This window comes from Sulfuricurvum sp. PD_MW2, assembly GCF_002633015.1.
Taxonomy (GTDB): Bacteria; Campylobacterota; Campylobacteria; order Campylobacterales; family Sulfurimonadaceae; genus Sulfuricurvum.
The window spans coordinates 241936-266705 of the sequence record NZ_NSIU01000001.1 but is presented as its reverse complement, the minus strand read 5'-3'; the positions used below and the strand labels follow the sequence as shown (position 1 = coordinate 266705).

Genomic DNA, 24770 nt, shown 5'->3' with positions numbered 1-24770 from the left:
AAGCGCTTATGCTCCTTTTGGATAGAATCGCGTTATTACTACTTTTACACAAGGTTCTGTTATGTCGGTCAAACAAACACTTCTTGAAACACTTTCCCATCGCCCCCTAATCATCGATGGTGCTATGGGAACGCAACTTCAAGAACGTGCTGATCGTATACCTCAAAGTGCTTGGGAAGGACTTGAGGGGTGTAACGAACTCCTCAACGTTACTTGCCCTGAAGTGATGAGCGATATTTTTCACGCCTATCTCACTGCCGGAGCCGATCTTATCACCACCAATACTTTCGGCTCTTTTAGCTGGGTACTCGATGAATACGGGATCGGTCATCGTGCGTATGAACTCTCCCGCGCCGGAGCTGCCATCTGTAAAGCGGAGTGTGACAAATTCTCGACTCCGGAGCATCCTCGATATGTTCTCGCATCCATAGGCCCCGGAACCAAACTTCCATCACTCGGACATATCCACTACGATGAGATGTACATCGGATATTTAGAATGTGCATTGGGACTTATTGATGGGGGAGCCGATATATTCTTGTTAGAAACGTGTCAAGACCCGCTCCAAATCAAAGCGGCACTTCATGCGTGTGAAGCGGCAAACCGCGAACGAGGATCAAAACTCCCCATCATGGTCTCAGTCACCATTGAACTCGCAGGTTCAATGCTCATCGGAACCGATGCTCAGACAATCGCGACCATCATGGAGCCTTTTGATATTATCAGTCTCGGATTCAACTGCGGTACAGGCCCCGAACAATATACCAAACATGTTCGAACGCTCTCTGAGGTGTGGGCTAAACCGATCTCGGTACACGCCAATGCCGGACTACCGCAAAATCGAGGCGGCTACTCCTACTATCCGATGGGACCTGATGAGTTTGCCCAACTGCAATGTGAGTTTTTAAACTATGAGGGGGTTAGCTTTCTAGGCGGATGCTGCGGCACCACCCCGCAACACATCCGTGCTTTGGTCAATAAAGTCTCCACTATCACCCCTAAAAAACCGACAGGAGAGATGAAGCCCTCCATCGCTTCACTCTTTAATTCCGTCGAATTGATCCAGCAACCCGCTCCGCTTTTGATCGGAGAGCGCTCCAATTCCACAGGATCAAAAGCGTTTCGTGAACTCATCATCGCGAGCGATTACGAGGGAACTCTCAGCGTTGGACAAGCACAGGTGCGCGACGGTGCCCATTGTTTGGACGTCAACGTCGAATTCGCGGGACGTGACGGTGCACTCGATATGGAACACGTCATGCGCCTCTACAATCAAAAGATCCCCCTTCCTCTGATGCCCGATGCCACTCGCGTAGGAACAATGGAAGCGGCACTCAAATGCATCGGTGGAAAACCGATCATCAACTCGGTCAACCTCGAGGATGGCGAAGAGCGACTTGATGCTATCTGTTCACTCGCCAAAAAGTTCGGAACCGCTTTGGTATGTCTTGTGATCGATGAAAAAGGGATGGCAAAAACGACCGAGGACAAAATGCGAATTGCGGATCGGATTTACGATCTGTGTGTCAACCGCCACGGCATCGATCCGCGCAATCTCATGTTTGATATGCTCACCTTTACGGTCGGAAGCGGCGATTTAGAATACCGTGATGCGGCTATCCAAACACTCGAAGCGATCCGCCAACTCCACCAAAAATATCCTGCTGTCGGTTCAACGCTGGGGCTTTCCAATATCTCGTTCGGTCTGAGTATGAATGCCCGTATTTATCTCAACAGCGTCTTTTTACACCACTGTATCGAAGCAGGAATGACATCGGTTATTATCAATGTCAAACACATCGTACCGATTGCCAAAATGTCCCAAGAAGATCGTGCCATCTGTGAAGAGCTGTTGTTCCATCCAGATGATCAGTCGCTGTTCAAGTTTATCGAACACTTCAGTGATAAAACCCTTGATACTACCAAAAATGACGAAGCGTTCGAAGCTTTGAGTACCGAAGAAAAAATTGCAAAACTCCTTATCGACGGAGACAAGGAGCGGATGATTCCACTGGTCGAACAAGCACGCCATACGATCAATCCCGATACGATTGTAAACGAAATTCTCATCGACGCTATGAAAGTAGTCGGGGAACTCTTCGGATCAGGGAAAATGCAGTTGCCGTTTGTATTGCAGAGCGCTGAGACGATGAAAACAACCGTAGATTATCTCAACCCTTTTCTTTCTAAACAAGAAAAAGATACCGATACCACCTTAGTCATCGGAACCGTCAAAGGAGATGTTCACGATGTCGGCAAAAATCTTGTCGACATCATCCTCTCCAACAATGGATTCAAAGTGATCAATATCGGAATCAAAACCGAACTTGAAGAGTATTTGGAAGTAATGAATTCCAAAGAGATTCACGCCATCGGTATGTCCGGGCTACTGGTCAAATCGACCCAAGTGATGAAAGAAAACCTCGAAGCTCTCGCTGCCAAGGGGATCACCACACCAGTACTCTTGGGCGGTGCGGCACTCACCCGCAGCTTTGTTGATGATTTTTGCCGACCGGTCTATAACGGTCCGATCTTTTACTGCCGTGATGCGTTTGACGGCGTCATCGCGATGAGCCGAATCGAAAAATATAATGCTGATCGAAGTATCGGTCTTGATACCCGTTTGGGCGGTGATATGATTGAAAAAGCACCCAAAGAGGTGATCGATATTGTGATCCCTCCGTATCATGAGCTAAAAATGCCCCTCCGTGAAATCAAAATTCCTACTCCGCCGTTTTGGGGGCGCCGAGTATTACGTGCTGAACAACTTGATTTTGATATGGTATGCAGCTGGATCAACAAACGAAGTCTTTTTAAACTCCATTGGGGATACAAACGTGCCGGTATGCCGGTCGATGAGTATAAAAAGCTCTTAGAGACCAAAGTCTACCCAGCCTATGAACGTATCAAAAATGAAATACTCAAACGAGGCTTGTTTGATCCGACCATCATCTACGGCTATTATCCCGTCCGAGGAAATGATAGAGAGCTTCTCGTTTTTGATGAGAGTTATGGGTGGAATATCGATGAGAACGCGAATCGCCAAAACCTTGACGAAGTAATCGGAAATGCTGAATATGTGTTTGAATTTCCCCGCCAGCGCAAAGCGCCGCATCGTGCATTGAGTGACTTTTTCACCCACAAACGCGATGATGTCTTGCCACTAACATGTGTTAGCGTCGGAGCCAAATTCAGCGAGTACGAAAAAGAGCTCTATGCATCTAACCAATATCTCGAATATAACCTCGTACACGGATTCGGGGTAGAACTTGCCGAGGCATTGGCCGAAGTGGCGCACAAACAGATTCGGCTCGATTTAGGGATCGCACATGATGATGAAGGATTCAGCCTCCGCGATGTTCGGCTCAACCGCTACGCGGGAGCACGATATAGTTTCGGATACCCTGCATGTCCTGATTTGGAGCAAAGTCGCATTATTTTTGATTTGCTCAAACCCGAAGAGTTTGGTATTACCCTCTCTGAGACATTCCAAATCCATCCGGAGCAAAGTACGACAGCACTGGTCGTCCATCATAAAGAAGCGACGTACTACAATATTTAAGGGGATTTTTCTCCCCACACCTTCTCTATCCACTCTCCCATCTTCGCTTCGTAACCGCTGTTTTTAAACTCGACAAATTTGAGTGGTTTGGAGAGATACTGTTGTTCTACCCATCCCCCGAAATCATGCGGATAGAGATACCCTTTGTGCTGTTGGCGCAAGTGCTCAGGTATATCGAGTATCACACCGTTTTTTACCGCACTTTGCGCGGCATTGATCGCGTTATACGCTGTGTTCGATTTCGGTGATGCACACAGATAGATCACCGCTTGTGCGAGAATAATGCGTGCTTCGGGATAGCCGATTTGTTTGACGCTCATCATTGCCGAGGTAGTCAGTGTGAGCGCTTGGGGGTTTGCATTTCCCACATCCTCAGAGGAGAGAATCACAAGACGCCGTGCGATAAATTCGGGCGGTTCGCCCCCCTCGATAAGCCGTGCGAGATAATAGACCGCTGCATCAGGATCGGAGCCTCGGATACTTTTGATGAGAGCGGAAGCGAGATCGTAATGAACCCCCGATTCAGAGCTTCCCAGAGACTGTGCAGCAGGTCGAAGCGATTTTAAGAGTTCCAACGTGATGGGTACATTCAACGCTGAGACAACTTCGAGAAGTTTGAGCATGGCACGTGCATCCCCACCTGAACTGGCAATCAGGTATTCTCGTGCATCATCCGTCACCTCTATAGATGTACGGACTAACAAATCTTCTAACGCATCAAAACCGATGGTGTGGAGTTCAAACAACAATGATCGTGAACGCATCGCAGCAGTAAGGCTAAAATAGGGATTTTCAGTCGATGCACCGATAACTAACACACTGTTTTTTTCCATAACGGGGAGTAACACTTCCTGCTGATTCTTTGCAAGGCGATGCACTTCATCGATAAAGATCAATGGTTTGGTAAGAGATCCTTCGTATTGATCAAAAATTTTGCGGAGCTGCTCGATTTTGAGAGAAGTCGCATTGAACTCATAAAACGGTAAATCCATAACAGAGGCAATGATCCGCGCCAATGTCGTTTTGCCGCAACCGGGAGGACCGTAAAAAAAGGAGTGGGTGAGATTGCCGCTCTCACATAAAGATCGAAGCGGAGAATTGGGTGAGCAAAGGTGAGATTGCCCTACTACATCGTCAAACTTTTTGGGACGAAGCAGATAGGTAAAATCAGCCATAAACTTTCTGTTAGCCTGCGATAACTTTGATAATCACTTCGCGTTCTTGACGAGGCCCGTCAAATTCACCGAAGAAAACCCCTTGCCATTTTCCGAACATTGGACGCCCTTCATGCACGGGAATACTAACCGATGCTCCCATACGGGATGATTTGAGATGTGCTGCAGCATTGTCTCCGACGTGTGCGTATTTTACATCGCTTGGAATAACGGTAGAGAGCGCCGCCAACAGATCACGGCGAAGATTTTGATCAGCATTTTCAAATAAAAAAACGCTTCCGGTAGTATGAGGAGTAAATACTACACAGATCCCCTCTTTTACACCGGACATGATTACCGCTTCTTTAACTTCGGCACTGATGTCCATCAACTGTGTTTTATGGCTGGTTGGAAATTTAAGTGTTTTCATTTTTTGTAGTCACCTTTTGTAAATTTTTTTTCGGGGTTGTATTTGTTCGTTCCAAACGATCCATTTGAAGGTTTTGCTTTTGGTTTCTCTTTGGAATGGCTTTTGGGCTTATGCTCTGTTTTTCCCTCTGCTCTTGGTACTTTGGGGAGTGATTTGAGCTTTTGTTTTTCGGCTTTTTCGATCGTCTCCAAAAACTCTCTGAGCGACGCGTATTCACTTCGCTCAAGAAAACGGACTTTTCCGGTAGGGAGGTTATTGAGATCTATACCTCCGAAACTGAGTCTCTTCAAATCGACCACTTCGGCACCGAAATGGGCGAAAAATCGACGTAGTTCTCGGTTTTGTCCCTCACCGATTGCTACTTTGAGTACCGAAAAATCGCCCTGATTTTTTTGAATCTGATAGGCATAAAACGGAGCGAAACTCATTGATTCGATCTCCGAGTGTTCATGCGCTCCGGCACTCGCATCTTCGAGTTCCAACCCTTCACCCATAGCCACTTGCATCGCTTCGCTCACAGGACCTTTGATTTTGATCTTATAGACACGCTCCATTTTGGAGGTCATCAACGCCGTTGCCACACGTGATGCATCGGTCAAAAGAAGGAGCCCTTCCGAGGCAAAGTCCAGCCGTCCAACAGGGATATAATGGCGATACTGCTTTGCCAATGAATCATAAATCGTTTTACGACCCTGCGGATCTTTTTTCGTCACCAGCTCTCCGCGCGGTTTGTTATAGACGATCACCGTAAACTGATCGGTCGGGGTGATTTTATTTCCGCTAATCATCACCGAATCGTATTTTTCATCTACTTGAGTCGCCGGATTGGTTTCAATCTCGCCGTTGATACGGACATATCCGTCTTGAATCGCTTTATCGGCTTCCCTCCGCGAATAGGTAGAGTAGTGAGCTATAAATTTATTGAGACGCATCATGAGATACCTGCTTCCACGAGTGTATGAAGATGCAATGCACCTTGGATCATGCCGTCTTTATCGGTGACGACTAACAACTGTATTTTTTTCGTTTCGATCAGTACCAGTGCATCAGACGCCAGCATCGTCGCATCATCAATCACCAATGGGTTTTTCGTCGCAAACCGCTCTGATGGAGCATCAAGTGAAAACGATTCACTCATCAATGCGCGGCGGATATCCCCATCACTCAACAACCCTGAAAGTCTCCCCGATCCGTCAGTGAGCATCACGGTGCCCAAACGTCCTTCACTGAGCTTTAAAATCGCTTCTTTAAGGGAGGTCTTTTCATCCACGATCGGCAAATCTTCCGTACGCATCAAATCAAACACTTTGACAAAGAGCCGTTTGCCCAAAGCACCGCCCGGGTGAAAAGAGGCAAAATCCTCTTTTTGAAAGTTGCGCGCCCTCATGAGACACACCGCCAATGCATCCCCCATCGCTAATGTCAATGTGGTGGAAGATGTCGGTGCGACATCCAGCGGACACGCCTCTTGGAGGACATTAATATTGATCACCTCATCGCTGTAACGTCCCAACGTAGACTCAGCGTTGCGGGTCATCCCGATGAGGGGAATGTCAAAGCGTTTGATATGCGGGAGAATGGAATTTAGCTCCGGGGATTCCCCGCTGTAGCTGATGGCAAGTACCGCATCTTCACGTCCGATCATCCCCAAATCCCCGTGTAATGCTTCGGTCGGGTGGAGAAAGAAACTCGGTGTTCCGGTCGAAGCAAACGTCGCGGCAATTTTGGCACCGATCAGCCCCGATTTACCGACACCGGTGATGACCAATTTCCCTTTACAAGCCAAAATCATCTCTACGGCACGGGGAATTTCATCCGAAATCCGTTTTTTGGCATCCAGGAGCGCTTGCGCTTCAATTTCAAGTGTGTTGCAGGCTATTGCGATATAATCGTTGTTCATAAATTAGATTATAGCTGAATTGGGCTTTATCCATGCAAAATCTCTATACCGAAGTAACGTCTTTAGACCAACGATGCGTCAGCAAATTCTACCTCAGTGAAGAGGTAATGATGGAGCATGCCGCTCTCTCCATGGCAGATTTCATCCAAAAACGCTTTAACCCTCATTCCTCCGTTTTGATCGTTTGCGGCAGCGGCAATAACGGAGCAGATGGTTTGGCGCTCGCCCGTTTGCTCGAGGGAAAGTATCGCGTATCTCTACATCTGCCGTTCGGAGCCAGTTCAGAGCTTGCGCAACTCCAACGTGAACGCGCCGAGAGTGTCGGTCTCAAAAGCACCTCGATCACAGGAGAATACGATGTAATCGTCGACGCACTGTTCGGTTCGGGATTAAACCGCGTGCTAGGACCGACCGCCATAGAAACCCTTAATGCAATGAACGCTTCCGGAGGGTATAAAATTGCCTGTGATGTCCCAAGCGGTCTTTATACCGATGGGACATTCGATCCGCATCGATTCAAAGCCGATACAACCATTACGATGGGATCACTCAAGCGTGCTTTGTACAGCGATGCTGCCAAAGAGATCGTCGGAGAGATCCTCATTGCCGACTTGGGCGTTCATCGTAATCGCTATGAGATTCCCTCATCATGGAAACTTTTAGAGCGAAACGACTTGATTTTGCCTCACCGTATTCACACCTCCACCAACAAAGGGAGCTACGGCCATCTCGCCGTTGTATGCGGAGAAAAAATCGGTGCCGCAGTGATCGCCGGTGCCGCAGCGCTCCGTTTTGGTACAGGGCTCGTCAGCCTTATCAGCAATGAAAATGTTACCCTTCCTTATGAGCTGATGCAAAATCACTCTATCCCCTCTTCAGCAACCGCGATTGCTTTGGGAATGGGATTGGGGGTAGAGTTTTGCGATGACGAACTCACCGCTTTGCTTGATAATGCGTTGCCTTTGATTTTGGATGCCGATATTTTTGCTCATCCTCTCTTCTTGAAACTCTTAAAACGTGATCGTATTGTTTTAACTCCTCATCCCAAAGAGTTCACCCAGATTTTACGCATTACAGGGATAGCCGATGTCGATGTAGCAACCCTTCAAAACAACCGTTTTAGCTATGTCGAGCAATTTTGCACCGCATATCCAAATGCTGTACTGGTTCTCAAAGGGGCCAACGTCATTATCGGCGCCGGCAAAGAGTTTTATATCAATCCTCACGGAACCGTCGCCCTAGCCAAAGGGGGTAGCGGTGACGTTTTGGGTGGACTTATCGGCGCACTCCTTGCCCAAGGATATGCGCCGCTCAACGCGGCACTTCAGGCATCACTGGCGCATACACTCGCTGCACAGAAATTTGATAAAAACAACTATGCACTCACCCCGTTTGATCTTATAGAAAGAATTTGCACTTTATGAAAAAAATCGTCGCCCTCTTTAGCGGCGAGGGGACCAACCTCGCCAATCTCATCGAAAAAATCCATCTCAAGCACGGTGCGATTGTATGTGCCATCACAAACAATCCCGAAGCGGGAGGTATAGCCAAAGCACGAACCGCGCATATCCCCGTAGAGATTTTGGATCATCGTGACTATGAAAGTCGTGAAGCTTACGATGCTGCATTGGTCGATCTGATCAATGACTACAACCCTGATCTCGTCGTTTTGTGCGGATTTATGCGGATTCTCACCTCCGTTTTTACCTCCCAAGTGCGTGCCATCAACCTCCATCCCTCGTTGTTGCCTGCATTCAAAGGAGCACGTGCCATTGAGCGGAGTTTTGAGAGCGATGAGAGTGTATGCGGCGTGAGTGTTCACTGGGTAAGTGAAGAGCTTGACGCCGGTGAGATAATCTTGCAAAAAAGTTTTACTAAAAATCCTAAGGATACTTTAGAAGAATTTTCGGCTAAAATTCGCGAAATCGAGCATGAAATTTTGCCTCTCAGTGTAATCAAGATTTTAAAGGATTAACCTATGCATACATTACAAATCGGAAAATATACCCTCGGAAGCCGTCTGATTGTCGGAAGCGGTAAATATGATTCGTTCGAGACCACCAAAGCAGCAACTCTCGCATCCGGATCGGAGCTTATCACTGTCGCGGTTCGCCGTCTTAATATCACCAACCCCAACGAGCCGAATCTTCGCGATACCTTTGCGGATACCAATGTCAAATTTCTCCCAAATTCTGCAGGATGCACCACAGCTGAAGAAGCGATCACCCTCTTTCGCCTTACCCGCGAAGCGACAGGGATTGATCTTATCAAACTCGAAGTGATCGGCGACACTCAAAAAACTCTCTATCCTGATGTACTGGAGACGATCAAAGCATGTGAAGTGTTAGCGAAAGACGGCTTTACGATCATGGCGTACACTTCGGATGATCCGATTATGGCACGTCGTCTTGAGGATGCGGGCGCTCACGCGATCATGCCGCTTGCTGCTCCAATCGGAAGTGGTTTAGGTGTCCAAAACAAATATAACATTGTGTTTGTCCGCGAAGCGGTCAAAGTGCCGATTATCGTGGATGCAGGGATCGGGTGCGCGAGCGATGCGGCGTTAGCAATGGAGTTGGGTGCGGATGGAGTTTTGACGAATACGGCAATTGCTCAGGCGCAAAATCCGATGTTGATGGCGGAAGCGATGAAAAATGCGGTCATTGCAGGTCGTTTGAGCTATCTTGCGGGACGGATTCCAAAACGTCCGTATGCAACAGCGAGTTCACCGGTTGATGGGATGATCCAGTTTTAATCATTTCTCTCTACTTTTCTCTTTAGCGAGAAAAGTAGCAAAAGAGCATACCATGATCCAAGAACGCTCGTTCCTCTCGGCACTACTGCCTTTGGAACGGCTCTTTGTATTGGATCACGGAGATTTTATAAATAATGTCACCAAAATATACCTATCACGCTTCGATATAGTCCAAATCCTCATGAAACGTTTCACGCGTAAAATAGAGCGCGACCAAAGCAATCGTAAAGACCACAACCCCAACCGTTGCGGCAGAGCCCAAAACCCCCATACTCTCTTTGAGAAGCATAAAGCTCGATGTAATAGGTACCACTGAACCGCGAACGAAATTTGGAACCGTCGTTGCTACAGTCGCACGGATATTGGTTCCAAACTGCTCTGCAGCCATCGTGATAAAGAGCGCCCAGTAACCGCAAAACACACCCAATAAAAAGACCCCAAAATAAAAAGCTTGTGCACTCGCTCCTGAAAGGGTAAAGTAATAAAGGACACTGGCCACCGAGAGAGCCATAAAGATCGTATAGGCTTGTTTACGACTTCGAAGACGCTGAGAAAGATATCCGCTCGCCAAATCTCCGATCGATAATCCGATATAGGTATACATGAGGGCTTGCCCCGCTTTTACCTCTCCCTCAATTGCAAGTGCCTTCGCAAACTCCGGGGAGAACATTACCAAAATCCCAACAACATACCATAACGGCATACCGATAACAATCGCTTTGATGTATTTACCGAACAGCTTTTTGTGGGTAAAGAGGGCAAAAAACTGCCCCCGCTTCACATCCCCCGAAGCATGGTGTTCAAACATCGCCGACTCTCGGACACGGAACCGAAGAACCAATAGCAAAAAGCCTAAAACACCACCAAAAATATAAGCGTTTCGCCATGCAAAGTGCTCTGCAACGATATTGGCGGCTACTACCCCCAAAACTCCAAATGCCGCGATACTCATGACTCCGTATCCCCGAAGCTCTTTGGGGAGGATTTCGGCAACCAACGTTACTCCCGCTCCGAGCTCTCCCGCCAATCCGATACCGGCGATAAAGCGGAGCAGAGCATACTGTTCGACATTGGTGACAAACGCATTGAGCAAATTAGCAACTGAATAGAGGATAATTGAAGCAAATAGGACTGAAAGACGCCCTTTTTTGTCCCCCAATATCCCCCAAAGAATCCCACCGATGAGCATACCCGCCATTTGAGCATTGAGGATATACGATCCCCACAGGGTAATACCGTCTTTATCCAGTCCCAATTCGGTTAAACTGCTCACCCGCACAACCCCAAATAAAATCAGGTCGTAAATATCGACAAAATACCCCATCGCGATAACGATGACTGGCAGCGTCAAAACCTGACGCCAGATCGATACACTGCTCATTCTTCCACCTTAGCACGCTTTGCGCTGTAATAGACATAAATCAGCATTCCAATGATCGACCAACCCAGAAAGCGAACCCATGTCTCAAACGGCAATCCCGCCATCATAAAAAGGATCAAAATAAAATTGAGCGGCATCAATATTTTGAATGCCGGGACTTTAAAGACCGGCTGAATGATATTTTGACGTCGAAGAACGATAATCGCTATTGCAACCATCAAATAGGCAAACAATGTTCCGATGTTCACCAATTCTGCCAACGTTTTAAGAGGTATTAACCCCGCCATGATACTAAGGATAATACCGCCAATAATGGTTGCTTTATACGGTGTATTAAATTTCGGATGAATTTCACTCAACCCTTTAGGGAGCAGTCCATCACGCGCAAGAGCAAAAAATACACGGGTAAACCCAAGCCCCATAACGATCATTACAGTCGTAATCGTAATGACGGCACCAAGTGCAATCACATTTGCGGCAAAAGGTTCATTCACTTTATAAAGAGCAAACGCAAGAGCGTCAGGAACATTAAGTTCTTGATACGGAACAATTGCCGTTAGAGTGAAACTGACCAAGATAAAAAAGACGACCGATAGCGCTAACGATAAAATCAACCCCAATGGGATATTACGCCCCGGATTTTTGGTCTCTTCGGCTACCGTACTGATCGCATCAAACCCCAAATACGCAAAAATAATCAATGACGCACCATGCCAAACCCCTTCCCATCCAAACGGAAAGAAATTGGAAAGATTTTGAAAATCAACATGTGGCAACCCTACCACCACAAAAGTGACCAAAACGCCTAGTTTGATCAGAACAATCGCCGTATTCACTTTGGCACTCTCTTTGATTCCAATCGCCAAAAGGACGAAAATCGCCAAAATAATCCCAAATGCACTGATATCGATATAGGTTCCCGCACTCGGGTCATACGCTCCGCTGAGTGCCGTCGGGATATGGATACCCATCGAATTTTCCAAAAATCGGCGTAAATATCCCGACCACCCCGTAGCAACGGCTGCTGTAGCTACACCGTATTCAAGCAGCAAATTCCAGCCGACAAACCATGCAAACACCTCTCCAAGCGATGCAAATGTAAAACTATACGCGCTCCCCGCTACCGGATACGCCGAACTAAGCTCCGCATAAATAAGCGCCGTAATACCGATCATGACCGCACCGAGCAAAAACGACAATACAATCGCAGGTCCTGCCATCGTCGCCGCCGCTTGACCCGTAATGACGAAGATTCCGGCTCCGATCACTGCACCAACACCGATGAATGTCACATCCATCAATCCTAGTCTGCGCTGAAATTCTCCGTTCACACCGGACATATCTTTTTTCCGAAAAATATCTTTCACTTCCCCTCCTTATCTCTCACTCACAACACGTTTACACCGCACGTAATTGGGATCTATTATACATTATTTTAGTACGCTGAGTGTTGTTTTTTGGTTGATCGGAGTTTGAAATAAGACAAATCGTTTACGATAGTTACGTAATAGTCTTGACAATATTTGGAATTTTAACTATAATTTCGCCTCACTAATTAGCTCAATTGAGACAATTAGCTGAAGGTCGGGGTGTAGCTCAGTATGGTTAGAGTACTTGGTTTGGGACCAAGGGGCCGAAGGTTCGAGTCCTTTCACCCCGACCATGTTTTTTTCTTTTTTGTATCATTCAAACAGATTCTTTGATTTATAAATGGTGGAATTAGCTCAGTCGGTTAGAGCATCAGGTTGTGGTTCTGAGGGTCGTGGGTTCGATTCCCATATTCCACCCCATTTGTTTCTGGTTTGAAACTCCTTTGATACACGATGTTTTAGAAGGCGATTGTGCGTTCGTAGCTCAACTGGATAGAGTAACGGACTTCGGATCCGTAGGTTATAGGTTCGAACCCTATCGGGCGCACCATAGTAACTCGTGCGTCCTTAGCTCAGCTGGATAGAGCAATGCCCTTCTAAGGCATCGGTCAGAGGTTCGAATCCTCTAGGGCGTACCACCTTAGACTTTTTATGCGGATGTGGTGAAATTGGTAGACACGCCAGACTTAGGATCTGGTGCCTCACGGTGTGAAGGTTCAAGTCCTTTCATCCGCACCATCTTTTATTTAATCTCTCTTAAAACTTTCAAAAAATCAAAATCTTATCTTTTCAACACTTTTATTCTATTTTCATTGTTACTTTTTTCTAGCTGCTTATCCTCGCAAGTCTAGCGACAGCCCTTTACCTGTTAATTGTGCCGCCATTACCGCAAGGTTTTCATCAAAATTACTCTGATTTTTTTGCACTTCTTGTACATTAAATTCTGCGATTGCATCATCTACGGAACGGTTATTTTGGTATACCGATTGTGCAATCTGAGTAGATTCCATCATAGATGGGGTTTGAAGAGAACTATTGACTATAATCATACTTATCCTTTACATACTTATCGTACGTAAAGCATTTGATATTCCACCCTATGATTTTAGCGCTAAAATTTATCCGAAACTACTCCATCGCCGCATCAAATTGATTCACTTTTTCCATAGCTGAAGCAATCAAAGGCTCCAATGAAGCATACTCTAAATCATGTTTTTTCAAAAATAGTTCTATTCCCTCAGAATCTAGCATCTCGATGGAACGTACCATGGTTAAGAGTTCTCCATAAAACCCATCTCCCTCAAACAGTGCTCTCTCTATTTCCGGAGCAACGTTAAGTCGTCTCAATATTTCCCTATGCGGAATATGAAACAATAGATGGATCAAAGAGAGCATTCCGACAAAATACGCTGTCGCTTTCTCCCCTTTTGTCGCTTTTGGTTGAATGAGTTCCAAAAGTTGCGTCATCAGCTCTGTACGATTAACCACCATCAGCATCAACGGGATAGAGTTTTCATCCGATCCCTGAGTTTCTGAAAACAACAACATCATAATCCATTGTGACAATGGTTCACGTCCCATAAGTGTCAAAACATTCCGAACGGAAGAGACTGGATTTTTTAGAGAAAAAACCGCTGAATTTATAAAGCGGATAAGCTTTAAACTGATCATGTGGTTTATTTCAAACGCGCTGACTAATTCATCGATTTCAGCATCGCTCTGGAGCATATTCCACAACTGCATCACGGCCCCATGATCAAGTGAAAATGAAGGGTTCTCAAGGGTTTTCGGCTTGGAGATGAAATACCCTTGGAAATATGTGAATCCTTTGGCAACACACTCAGCATGCATATCGTGCGATTCAATTTTTGACCCTATTACCGTTAATCCTTGAGCCTTTAGTGCTTCTACTTCATCTCGTTGAATCTCTTTGCTTCGAGGAATATCGATCTTGATACACTCCACATACGGGAAAATCGGAGCAAATTTTTCTATATTTTCAGGTGTAAATGCAAAATCATTCAGTGCAAATCGGTACCCCTGGTTTTTCAGTTCTTCAAGTTGGGCACATAATACCTCATCGATGATACTCTCTTCCAATAAAGAATAAATAACCCGCTCTTTTGGCAAAAGTGACAATAAGCCATGAAATACAAATCGATGATCGACACGGATCAAACCAATCCGGCGTCCCAATATACGATCGATTCCAAACGAACTTTGAAGATTATTGATCAATGTGGCTGTTGCCTGAGCATTAACGTTTTGTATAGAAGAGAACAGATCATAATACGCTAATGCTCCACGCTCGGTTACAACAGGTTGTCGTCCAATATAGCTGCTTCCCATCGTTACCTCTCATCTATCAGCATAGGGGATGGTTCATAGAAATAATATCCTTGAGACGCATCAACCCCCATTGCACACACTTGATTATAAATATCCTCGTTGGCAACAAATTCGGCAACAACGGTAATTCCCATCTCGTGTGCGAATTCACAGATGTGCTTAACAAATATCTGTGCGTTGCGATCATGCGGTAAATTTTTGATCAAACTGCCATCAATTTTTAACGTATCGATCGTCAACTTCAATAAATGGTCAAAATTGGAGTATCCAGATCCAAAATCATCAATAGCGAATCGGCATCCGATTGCTTTAAAACGATCCACAAATTCACTTACAGCACTGTAGTTTTCGATCCCTTCACTCTCTAAAATTTCAAATATGAGAAGTTTCCCCATATGATTCTCTTGAATAACTTGCTCTAAATAATTGGCCAAATGCAGATTGATCAAATCTTGCAAAGATAGATTGATACTTACCGGTATCGTCAAGTTTGTAAACACTGCAGCGACTTTTTCTATCATAATTTTGGTCAGTTCAGGATAAAGCTTTGTTTTCTTTGCAATATCTAAAAATTGAGGAGGTGAAATAGCTTTTCCATCGCGCTCAATCAAACGCATTAGTGCCTCGTATTTGATAATTTTTCCGGTTTTATTATCCACAATCGGTTGAAAATAAGGGACAATACGAGACTCCTCTATCGCTTCTTTAAGGCGTTTATACCATGCAATATTATTCTCTTGTTCTTCCTTGGAGGCATTGGAAAAAAGTTCCAAACTGCGGCGGTTGCGTTTTGCTTGTTTCAACGCGGCTGTCGCATGTTCAAGTCCGCGCTCATGGGAGTGTGCAACTCCTATTGTAATGGTTAGATTAATCCCTATTTCATCCACCCAAAAAACTTCTTTTTGTGTCGCAATAATCAATCCGTTCAAAAATACAATAAATCGATCCATATCATCACAATCGACTGCAACCAATACATATTCATCGCTTCCTAGCTTGTACAACTCAATCATATCGGTCATTGCAATTTGCTGTCGAAGCCAATCTCCGTATTTGGACAAAATGGCATCCCCGATTTCAATGCCGTATACTTCGTTAATATCACTGAAACGATCGATATTGATGATTCCCAATGCACATATATTTTCTCTCATCAATGTCTCAACCAATGAAAAACGGTTTGGCAAATTAGTATTGGCATCGGTGGTTAAATGGTATTTCAACGCTTCACGCTGAACAAATGAGTTCACGGCAAACCCTATGTCGCCTGCAAGCTCCTCCAGCATTGCTATCTCTTTGGGTTCAAACCCTCCTGAGCTTTTAATATACAGCGTCATGACTCCTAAAGGCACTGCATCGATTGCGCTGAACAACGGAAGCGCGATCAGAGATCCGAACTGCCCCCTCTCTGCAATCGTGCACCACTCTTTTGATGCTTGTGAATACTCCATATTCTCTATGACTATCGTAGAAGCTTCATTCATTGCTCTTACGATAGGGTTATTTTTTTCATTCTCATTTACCAAAGAAATTTTCATTTTTCGAGAAAGATATCCCGTCGGATCAGATGAATATGCTTCTATACTAAGTGTACTTTCCTCTTTTAATGCAATATGGCACAAACCGTATCCAGAGTGCTCCGCCAATCTATTGCACGATTTTTGCAAAAGTTCATCACTACTTTTGGCCGTGATCAACAACTGATTGATATCGGCAACCGTACGCAATATCCCATCTAAATACAAAGACTCATCCAATGCTGCTTTTAGGCGTATTTGCTGGCTTTGCATTGAATTGATAGCATCACTCAAGGCTTGATCTAATACAGATAGTTCTTCAATAAAATGAGTTTCTGCAATAGGATTCTCTTGTCGTGTACGCAAAGCAATTTTTTTAATCGGTAATGCGATCCATGTATTCACCGTTTTCATAATCACGATCGCAATAATCCCCAAGACCAAAAAGAGAGTCACCCCATAAAACAGTGCAATTTGATTAAGACGTTCAAAAATATAGGATTCATTTAACTCTATGAACAACACCGCATTTTTCTTCGCCGGTCCGATAAAATATTTTAAATCAGCACTATAAGATAAACTTTCATCCTCTGTAAGGCGTTGAAAAATTTGCGATAGGGGAAAATAGCTTCCATCAACCGTTTTACCGATTAACGCGCGTGATGAAGAGACTGCAATCGTTTTACCGTCCAACGAGACGGAAATAACCCCAATCGCATTGTCAATCGCACTTGTTTGATCTAACAACCCCTGAACATTCTCCAAACGATTTTCTTGAAGAGCATTTTCTATATCTTTTTCCAAACCAAAAAAATCTTGATTGATTCTCTCAGCAATATACCGCAACGTCGTATATCGCTCAACGTAATAAAAAATACCCGATAAAAGCCCTACCATCACGAAAAAAGCGATTAAATTAATAAAATTGAAACGTTCTAATTTCACTTGAGAAGCCTATCGCTCTTTATCTGCTGAGTACTGAGATATTCTATGATTTTGGGATCATTTTTTTGGTAAAGCCACTCTATTTGTGTCGTAGCTGCCATAAACTCTTCATAACTCTGCCCCTCTAAATACCCTTTGACCGTTTCGTAATATTCTCGGGGATTGGATCGGAAGCGTTCCACACCAATCGAAAAGAGTTCTTTGAGCTGTGCGAACTCTTTTTCTCTCCCTTTGATTGCATCTTCATCGACAAACAATGCATCGATCACAAAAAAAGACTCCATTGTCCGAGTCGATGCGATAGGTTGATACCCTTTTTTGAGCAGTGTGGACAAATAAGGCTGATAGGAGATGATAATAATCGGTTTATCACTCTCTTTTAGCGAAAGAATATTTTTCTGTGACGCATCAATTTTATGAAGTTTAACCGATTGAAGCCCTTTTTCTTTGATGAACGCATCTAAAAAATCATCATTCAGGGACCCTTGTTCCAAATAAACATCGACGACATCTTTATAGGTCTCAATCTCTTGGATCGATCGGTTGGAGACTATCGCATCAGCCCCGTAAGAGCGATCGATAAAAAACACCGGCTTCAACTTTTCCCATTCATTAAAATGGAGCAGTTCATATTGTGTTGCGGTAAATCCTTGGGTAAACCCCCGCTCGTACAAATGGGAATTTTCATCCAAATCAACAAGCCAAATAAATTTAAACGAGGTTTTCTCCAGCCACCCTTTTTCCTGCGCATAGATAAAAGGGGTAAATCCCACCCATGGATTACTCGAAATATGAATTTTGGTTGTTTCAACTGATCTATTCACATACAAATAGATCATGACGATCAAACTTATAAAAAAGAGCAATATAAAGCTCAAAATCCGCGCTTTTTTCATATCACGTATCTCTCATTACTGCTGTCTGTGCTAGTCGATGATAACATAATTTTTCGAAAAAAATTCATTATCTCTCTTCAACACGGGTTAATGCTACAATTGCACTCTGAAAATCGGAGAACACTATGCGCATAATTACAATTTTAGCCCTTTCTTTTTGGATGCTTTTTGCTATTGAGGGGTATACTGGAAAAAGTACTATTTTGATCTTACCTTCTCCGGCAGGAACGATTTATACCTACGATCGCAACTTCAGTGTTTTAGCCTATCCAAACGATACAACACGGGGAATTGCTATCCTCCCCATCGATTATTATAGCGCTATCGGAGATACGAATCTAACTTGGATCGCTCCCGGTAAAACAACACCAATCTCTCTACATATCCAAGAAGCCCCCTATCCAACTGAAACACTCAGTGTTGACCCCGCCAAAGTGACCCCACCGAGCGAAGCGCTTGAGCGGATTGAACGCGAACGTTTGCAAGCAAAAAAGATCTATGAGCACTTTACTCCCATACGCTATTGGGAGAAAGGATTTATCAAACCTCTCGATTCCAATATTACCAGTGAATACGGTTCTAAACGCACCTACAACGAAACACTAAAAAGCTATCATGGCGGAGTTGATTTCAGAGCCCGAACGCCCATTCCGATCCAAGCTACCAACAACGGCATCGTTGTCTTAGCCGAAGATCGCTATTACTCGGGAGGGACAATTATCCTCGATCACGGAGAGGGGATTTACAGCTGCTATTTTCATCTTAGTCGATACGATGTAAAAGTAGGAGAGTATGTAAGACGAGGAGACGCCATCGCTCTAAGCGGAGATACCGGAAGAATCACCGGGCCGCATCTACATTTTGGGTTTATGGTACATGGAGTTCAAACCGATCCGCTCGATCTGATCGAAAAAATTAATGCTCTTTTTGATTAGTCCTGTTTCATGGCGGCCCAAATGAATCCGCCTAAGCCGGCACCTACGACAACCACTAAAAACCCAACCTGAAACCAATCCATACCGCTCATACTACCACCTCACTTAACTCTTTTTCTTTCAACTGACCGCACGCCGCACTGATATCAAGCCCTTTGGAATCACGGATCGTACACAATACACCGTGTTTGATCAAGTACTCTTGAAAAGCAACCATATCCTCTCGCGTCGGACGCTGATAGTCACTTCCCGGATACGGATTAAAATAGATGAGATTTACCTTTGATTTAATCCCGTGCAAAAGCTTGACCAACTTTTTTGCCGAAGTGAGATCATCATTTTTTCCTTTGATGACCAGATACTCGAACATCACCCGTTTACGGGTATCGATCGGAAACCGTTTCACCGCTTCGATTATCGAAGCGATGTTATACGCTTTGTTCATCGGGATAAGCTCTGTACGAAGTTCATCATCAACAGCATGAAGACTAATCGCTATATGAACCCCCAAATCCATCTCTCCGAGTTTGTCAATTTTTGTACTCAACCCACTGGTAGAGACTGTTTGGCGTTTTCCCGAAATTGAGAGTCCCTCTTCATCTTTAAGAATCGTGATTGCTTTCGCGAGGTTGTCGAGATTATCAAGCGGCTCTCCCATCCCCATGTAGACGATATTGAGACGGCGATGTGCTGCAAGACCATTATCCATTTTTACTGCGAGCACCTGCGCGACAATCTCTCCCGCACTCAGATCACGGGTAAATCCCCCTTTCGCGGTGAGACAAAACGAACATCCTACTTTGCATCCCACCTGTGTTGAGACACAGACGGTAAAACGGGCTTCATGTTCGATATTTCCCTCATCATCAATAGACTCATCTTTCATCTTGAGCCAGACGGTTTCTACCGTTTTTCCATCACTGAGTTCAAAAAGGTATTTGATCGTCCCATCAGTTGAGCACTCTTTTCGGACGATTTTAAGGGGCATGATCTCATAGTCTCTTTCCAACTCTTCACGCATCGCTTTGGGAAGGTTTTGCATCGCTTCAAAGCCGATAGCATACTGATGATAGATCCATCCCCAAATCTGTTTGGCACGGAAAGAGGGTTTAACCATCCCGGCAAGTTCCGATTTCGTGTAATCAAGAATACACTTTTTAGCCATGAATCAGCCCTTTTTCTTTGAGATGTTCACGGAGCAGAACTTTCGCAAATCCATGATTACTGATAAAATCGCGATGGGCATTGGCGTCGCAATAATTGGTGATACAAAACACCCCTCCGGCAGGAATTCCAAAAATCTGAGCGACCCGCATCACGCTGAAAAACTCCATGTTCTCAATCCCTAACCCCAAAGCACGAAATTTTTCCATCGCACTCTCACTAGTAGTGATGTAGTTGGAGCAGTTGACGATCACATCTTTGATATTTTCTGTTTGTGCGGAAACAACATTATCTATCGGTGTGTAGGAACTTTGATCCAAAAATCCTAACTCGATGTTAGCCGCTGTTTTAGATTCAACAATCTCGTTGATCTGATGAGTGCCATAGCTCCCCGCACTCCCGACGAAAAGGAGAAAATCGGGTTTGTTTACCAAACAATGGCGCGTCAGATTGATCGCACTGTCGATCAGTCCCACCCCTATCGGTGTTGCAAAATCAAAGGTCTCGTTGTTACCGGCACAAAGTATCATAAACGTACCGGGATCCCCTCAGAACTGAGGTAACGTTTCAGATCCATAATATCGATCTCTTTGTAGTGAAAAATGCTCGCTGCCAATGCCGCATCGGCCCCTGACTCAAACGCATCTTTGATGTGTTCCATCGTCCCCGCTCCACCGCTGGCAATAACGGGAACATTCACCGCACGGCTGATCTGCTCGGTGATGGAGAGATCAAATCCCGCTTTCGTACCATCCGCATCCATAGAGGTAAGGAGAATTTCTCCCGCTCCTCGATCGACAACCTCTTTGGCCCATTCATATGCGTTAATTCCCGTATCAACCCGTCCGCCGTTGAGATAAACGTTGTACTGATCGCCCGTTTTTTTGACATCAATCGCGACAACGATACACTGACTCCCAAACCGCTTTGCCCCCTCGTTGATAAATTCAGGGCGTTTGATAGCAGCCGAATTGATACTCACTTTATCGCATCCAACAGCAAGAAGACGATAAATATCATCAAGAACGCGGATTCCCCCGCCGACAGTGAGAGGGATAAAGACCTCTTTCGCTACCTGCTCAACGATATGGACAATCGTATCTCGTTCTTCATGCGATGCCGTAATATCGAGGAATGTGAGTTCATCCGCCCCCTCTTCATTATAGCGTTTGGCGACTTCGACAGGATCTCCAGCATCCTTGAGCCCGACAAAGTTCACACCCTTTACGACCCGTCCGTCTTTAACATCAAGACACGGAATAATCCGCTTTGCAAAAAAATTATCCATTTGACACCTTGTGTACAATCATAGTGAAAGTATATCCCCTATTACCAAAAGTAACGATAAATTCCAAAGGGTGATTTTATAGCTTTAAAGGAATACAAATTCACTTTTTTTATGATTTAATAAGGAATTAACACTTTATTGGGTACAATCAAACCAATGCAAAAAGAGCGTGCCGCCATTGCCAAAAAGAAATTTGGCCAAAACTTTTTAAACGATGAGAGTGTTTTACAGCAAATCATCCAATCGATGCCCGATACTCCGTATCGTATCGCTGAAATCGGGCCTGGATTAGGTGATTTAACTAAGTATTTAGTTGATGTCAAAAGTGTCACCGCTTTTGAGGTCGATACCGACTTGTGCAAGCATTTGGAGCACCATTTTGCCGATGCCATCGCTACCAACGCCCTAACCCTCCGCTGCGGAGATGTCCTGGAGCATTGGAAGAGTGAGCTTTTGGATGAACCGTACGATTTAGTGGCGAATCTGCCCTATTACATCGCAACGAATATCATCCTCAAAGCCCTCGCCGATCCGGCGTGCCGAAACTTGCTTGTCATGATACAGCGTGAAGTGGCGGAGAAATTCTCCGCTGCACCCGGAGAGAGAGCTTTTGGAGCACTCAGCGTCATAACGCAGAGTGTGGGCGATGCGGAAATCGTGTTACACGTTCCACCTACCGCATTTGACCCTGCTCCCAAAGTCGATTCGTGCGTACTGCTCATTTCTAAACGTACGAACCGTAATGATGAAGGGTTTGAAGAATTTTTACGCATTGCTTTTACTCAGCCGCGTAAAACCCTCCACAAAAATCTCTCCTCGCGCTATGATGGCGCCATTTTAGCCCAAGCTTTTGAAACGCTTGAGCTTGAAAAAACCATCCGACCTCATCAGCTTTGCACCGCTGACTTTCACCGGCTTTACACCCTTATACAATAACTTTCAAGGGAAGTTAAAGCATCTCAATCTATCAAACCATATACTACGCCTAGAGCGTTAAGAAGGAAATAGTATGTCCGATGAACAAACTGCACCGAGCACACAGCCACAAGGTGAAAATCGTCAGCGACGCAATAACCGTCGTCCGTTTCGAAGCCGAAACGCCAATCGTCCCGAAGGGACGGAAGGGAATCTGGCAGAGAGTCAAAACGTAGAACCGCGTCAAGACAACCGCCCTCCACGTAACGATAACAGACCTCCGCGTCAAGACAACCGCCCGCCGCGCAACGATAACAGACCTCCGCGTCAAGATAACCGCCCTCCACGTGCTCCACAAGCAGAAGGTTCAGAAAACACTGCAACGGATACCGAAACCACCCGCAGTAACCGCGACCGCAATCGTAGTGGACGCCGTGGAAGCCCGAGTACACCTATCGATAACAATTTGCGTGATTTCGTTGTAAAAAATCAAGATGCCCATAAAAATCGTCTCAATCCACATTATAAACTCGATCTCAATAACAATGAAAAAATCCGCATCACTCCGCTAGGCGGGCTCGGTGAAATCGGCGGAAACATCACCGTTATCGAAACCGAAAACGAAGCCATTATCATCGATATCGGAATGAGCTTTCCGGATGAAGAGATGCACGGTGTCGACATCCTTGTACCTGACTTCACCTACCTTCGTGAAATCCGTAAAAAAATCGTTGCAGTCATCATTACCCATGCCCACGAAGACCACATCGGAGGGGTACCGTATTTCTTCAAAGAGATGCAATTTCCGATTTATGGAACACCGCTTCCGTTAGCAATGATCGGTAACAAATTTGACGAGCACCATATGCGTGACTTCCGCCGTTATTTCAACCCGATTGTCAAACGTGTGCCGTACAAAATCGGAAACGATTTTGAGATTGAATGGATGCACATGACCCACTCGATCATCGATTCTTCTTCCTTAGCGATTACTACCAAAGCAGGAACGATTATCCATACAGGTGATTTCAAAATCGATCACACACCAGTAGATGGTTATACTGCCGACTTGCACCGCCTTGCTCACTACGGTGAAAAAGGGGTTCTTTGTCTTCTCTCGGATTCAACCAACTCTTATAACAAAGAGTGGACACCGAGTGAACTGACGGTAGCTCCTGGATTTGATCGTCTCTTTGCAAAGTCTGAAGGTCGTATCATTATGTCGACATTCAGCTCAAATATCCACCGTGTTTATCAGGCAATTTTGGCGGGATTAAAATATAACCGTAAAGTATGTGTTATCGGACGTTCAATGGAACGCAATCTCGAAGTATGTATGCAGTACGATTACATCAAATTGCCGAAAAACATCTTCATCGATGCCGAAGAAGCAAACCGCATGAGTGACAAAGATGTCCTTATCGTCACCACCGGAAGCCAAGGGGAGCCAAGCTCAGCCCTTTTCCGTATGGCGATCGGCGAACACCGCCATATCAAAATCAAACCGACCGATATGATCGTCCTCTCAGCCCGTGCAATTCCTGGGAATGAAGGATCGATTTCGGGAATGCTCAACTATCTCCAACGTGCCGGTGCCAAAGTTGCAAACGATCGCGATATTCACGTCTCTGGTCACGCGAGTATCGAAGAACAAAAATTGATGCTTCGCCTCACCAATCCAAAATTCTTCTTGCCGGTGCACGGAGAATACAACCATATTCAAAAGCATAAAGAGACAGCCGTAAGCTGTGGTGTCCCTGAGCGTAACATTCTTTTGATGAGTGATGGAGACTGTATCGAAGTCAATAGCAAAATGATGCGTAAAGCAAAAACCGTCAAAACTGGTAAAACCTACATCGATAACCAAAACAATCACCAAATTGAAGACGATATTATCATCGATCGTCAAAAAATGGCAGCAGAAGGGATGGTTGTACTGGTAGCTCAAGTGAGTGCTGCCGATTCACATCTCCTCTCAAAACCACTCGTTACGAGCTTTGGTCTTGTTGCCGATCGTCATGACAAAGCGTTTGCCGCAGAGATGGAAGATGTGCTAGAGCATTTCCTCCTCAACATGAAACCGGGACTTATCGAAAATCCGAAAGCGTTAGAAAACGATCTTCGCCAAGTGGTACGTAAACATATCTATCGCAAGATGAAAAAATACCCACTTATCGTTCCGCATGTATTCGTAATGTAAAAATTCTGC

20 protein-coding genes and 5 tRNA genes are annotated in these 24770 nt (G+C 45.1%); 12 read left to right on the top strand and 13 right to left on the bottom strand.

Annotated elements, in window-relative coordinates; genetic code table 11:
* Positions 1–61 precede the first annotated feature (61 nt).
* Positions 62–3562, top strand: a complete 3501-nt coding sequence (gene metH / locus CJD30_RS01405) for a methionine synthase (protein ID WP_294915559.1) — start codon at positions 62–64, stop codon at positions 3560–3562.
* Here metH and CJD30_RS01400 read toward each other — a convergent pair.
* From CJD30_RS01400 to CJD30_RS01385, 4 genes are read right to left on the bottom strand one after another with little or no spacing between them, the layout of a single operon-like run.
* Positions 3559–4737 (bottom strand): replication-associated recombination protein A, encoded by a 1179-nt coding sequence (locus CJD30_RS01400; protein ID WP_294915557.1) that lies wholly within the window; start codon positions 4735–4737, stop codon positions 3559–3561. The two genes, metH and CJD30_RS01400, sit on opposite strands and share 4 nt — an antisense overlap.
* 10 nt (positions 4738–4747) lie before the next feature.
* A complete protein-coding gene (locus tag CJD30_RS01395) occupies positions 4748–5146 on the bottom strand; it encodes a secondary thiamine-phosphate synthase enzyme YjbQ (RefSeq protein ID WP_294915555.1) in 399 nt (132 codons plus the stop codon).
* The gene (locus CJD30_RS01390) at positions 5143–6081 is read right to left on the bottom strand and encodes a pseudouridine synthase (protein WP_294915553.1); all 939 of its coding nucleotides are present in this window, start codon (positions 6079–6081) and stop codon (positions 5143–5145) included. Before CJD30_RS01390 ends, CJD30_RS01395 begins: the two co-directional genes overlap by 4 nt.
* Positions 6078–7046, bottom strand: coding sequence for a KpsF/GutQ family sugar-phosphate isomerase (locus CJD30_RS01385; RefSeq protein ID WP_294915551.1), 969 nt, complete (start codon positions 7044–7046; stop codon positions 6078–6080). Before CJD30_RS01385 ends, CJD30_RS01390 begins: the two co-directional genes overlap by 4 nt.
* A gap of 32 nt (positions 7047–7078) precedes the next feature.
* Here CJD30_RS01385 and CJD30_RS01380 point away from each other — a divergent pair, with 32 nt between their 5' ends.
* Genes CJD30_RS01380 through CJD30_RS01370 form a run of 3 tightly spaced genes read left to right on the top strand, consistent with a single transcriptional unit; the run spans position 7079 to position 9801 of the window.
* The gene (locus tag CJD30_RS01380; protein ID WP_294915549.1) at positions 7079–8470 is read left to right on the top strand and encodes an NAD(P)H-hydrate dehydratase; all 1392 of its coding nucleotides are present in this window, start codon (positions 7079–7081) and stop codon (positions 8468–8470) included.
* Positions 8467–9021: a phosphoribosylglycinamide formyltransferase gene (gene purN / locus CJD30_RS01375; RefSeq protein WP_294915547.1), complete on the top strand. Its 555-nt coding sequence runs from the start codon at positions 8467–8469 to the stop codon at positions 9019–9021. The genes CJD30_RS01380 and purN overlap by 4 nt, the downstream gene beginning before the upstream one ends.
* Positions 9022–9024: 3 nt before the next feature.
* A complete protein-coding gene (locus CJD30_RS01370; protein WP_294915545.1) occupies positions 9025–9801 on the top strand; it encodes a thiazole synthase in 777 nt (258 codons plus the stop codon).
* Positions 9802–9955: 154 nt separating this feature from the next.
* Here CJD30_RS01370 and CJD30_RS01365 read toward each other — a convergent pair whose 3' ends face one another.
* Entirely contained in the window at positions 9956–11182 is a 1227-nt protein-coding gene (locus CJD30_RS01365) for an MFS transporter (RefSeq protein ID WP_294915543.1), read from the bottom strand.
* Positions 11179–12549: an amino acid permease gene (locus CJD30_RS01360; protein ID WP_294915541.1), complete on the bottom strand. Its 1371-nt coding sequence runs from the start codon at positions 12547–12549 to the stop codon at positions 11179–11181. The genes CJD30_RS01365 and CJD30_RS01360 overlap by 4 nt, the downstream gene beginning before the upstream one ends.
* A 218-nt stretch (positions 12550–12767) precedes the next feature.
* On the opposite strand from CJD30_RS01360, the gene CJD30_RS01355 reads away from it, so the two are divergent.
* The 5 genes from CJD30_RS01355 (at position 12768) to CJD30_RS01335 (ending at position 13290) form a co-directional block, all read left to right on the top strand.
* Positions 12768–12845: transfer RNA gene (locus tag CJD30_RS01355), tRNA-Pro, on the top strand.
* Positions 12846–12895: 50 nt separating this feature from the next.
* Positions 12896–12972: transfer RNA gene (locus tag CJD30_RS01350), tRNA-His, on the top strand.
* 53 nt (positions 12973–13025) lie between these two features.
* Positions 13026–13102, top strand: a tRNA-Arg gene (locus CJD30_RS01345).
* Between the two features lie 11 nt (positions 13103–13113).
* Positions 13114–13190 (top strand) — tRNA-Arg (locus CJD30_RS01340).
* A 15-nt stretch (positions 13191–13205) separates the two neighbouring features.
* Positions 13206–13290, top strand: a tRNA-Leu gene (locus tag CJD30_RS01335).
* A 95-nt stretch (positions 13291–13385) separates the two neighbouring features.
* Here the strand turns inward: CJD30_RS01335 and CJD30_RS01330 are convergent.
* From CJD30_RS01330 to CJD30_RS01315, 4 genes are all read right to left on the bottom strand, one after another.
* Positions 13386–13601, bottom strand: a complete 216-nt coding sequence (locus tag CJD30_RS01330; RefSeq protein WP_294915539.1) for a hypothetical protein — start codon at positions 13599–13601, stop codon at positions 13386–13388.
* A 79-nt stretch (positions 13602–13680) separates the two neighbouring features.
* On the bottom strand, positions 13681–14901 hold the full coding sequence (locus CJD30_RS01325; protein ID WP_294915537.1) for an HDOD domain-containing protein: 1221 nt from the start codon (positions 14899–14901) through the stop codon (positions 13681–13683).
* Positions 14902–14903: 2 nt separating this feature from the next.
* The gene (locus CJD30_RS01320; RefSeq protein WP_294915535.1) at positions 14904–17363 is read right to left on the bottom strand and encodes a GGDEF domain-containing protein; all 2460 of its coding nucleotides are present in this window, start codon (positions 17361–17363) and stop codon (positions 14904–14906) included.
* Positions 17360–18259 (bottom strand): hypothetical protein, encoded by a 900-nt coding sequence (locus tag CJD30_RS01315; protein ID WP_294915533.1) that lies wholly within the window; start codon positions 18257–18259, stop codon positions 17360–17362. The genes CJD30_RS01320 and CJD30_RS01315 overlap by 4 nt, the downstream gene beginning before the upstream one ends.
* A gap of 125 nt (positions 18260–18384) precedes the next feature.
* Here CJD30_RS01315 and CJD30_RS01310 point away from each other — a divergent pair, with 125 nt between their 5' ends.
* A complete protein-coding gene (locus CJD30_RS01310; RefSeq protein ID WP_294915531.1) occupies positions 18385–19194 on the top strand; it encodes a M23 family metallopeptidase in 810 nt (269 codons plus the stop codon).
* Between the two features lie 88 nt (positions 19195–19282).
* Here CJD30_RS01310 and rlmN read toward each other — a convergent pair whose 3' ends face one another.
* The 3 genes from rlmN to hisF are packed head-to-tail and all read right to left on the bottom strand — an operon-like array spanning position 19283 to position 21646.
* Positions 19283–20359, bottom strand: a complete 1077-nt coding sequence (rlmN, locus tag CJD30_RS01305) for a 23S rRNA (adenine(2503)-C(2))-methyltransferase RlmN (protein ID WP_294915529.1) — start codon at positions 20357–20359, stop codon at positions 19283–19285.
* Positions 20352–20888: a purine-nucleoside phosphorylase gene (locus tag CJD30_RS01300; RefSeq protein ID WP_294915527.1), complete on the bottom strand. Its 537-nt coding sequence runs from the start codon at positions 20886–20888 to the stop codon at positions 20352–20354. Before CJD30_RS01300 ends, rlmN begins: the two co-directional genes overlap by 8 nt.
* Complete coding sequence (gene hisF, locus CJD30_RS01295) at positions 20885–21646, bottom strand: imidazole glycerol phosphate synthase subunit HisF (RefSeq protein ID WP_294915525.1); 762 nt, start codon at positions 21644–21646, stop codon at positions 20885–20887. Before hisF ends, CJD30_RS01300 begins: the two co-directional genes overlap by 4 nt.
* A gap of 156 nt (positions 21647–21802) precedes the next feature.
* On the opposite strand from hisF, the gene rsmA reads away from it, so the two are divergent.
* The gene (gene rsmA / locus CJD30_RS01290; RefSeq protein WP_294915738.1) at positions 21803–22582 is read left to right on the top strand and encodes a 16S rRNA (adenine(1518)-N(6)/adenine(1519)-N(6))-dimethyltransferase RsmA; all 780 of its coding nucleotides are present in this window, start codon (positions 21803–21805) and stop codon (positions 22580–22582) included.
* A 73-nt stretch (positions 22583–22655) separates the two neighbouring features.
* Positions 22656–24761 carry an RNase J family beta-CASP ribonuclease gene (locus CJD30_RS01285; protein WP_294915523.1) on the top strand — a complete coding sequence of 702 codons (2106 nt, stop codon included), beginning with the start codon at positions 22656–22658 and terminating at the stop codon, positions 24759–24761.
* The last annotated feature ends 9 nt before the right edge of the window (positions 24762–24770 follow it).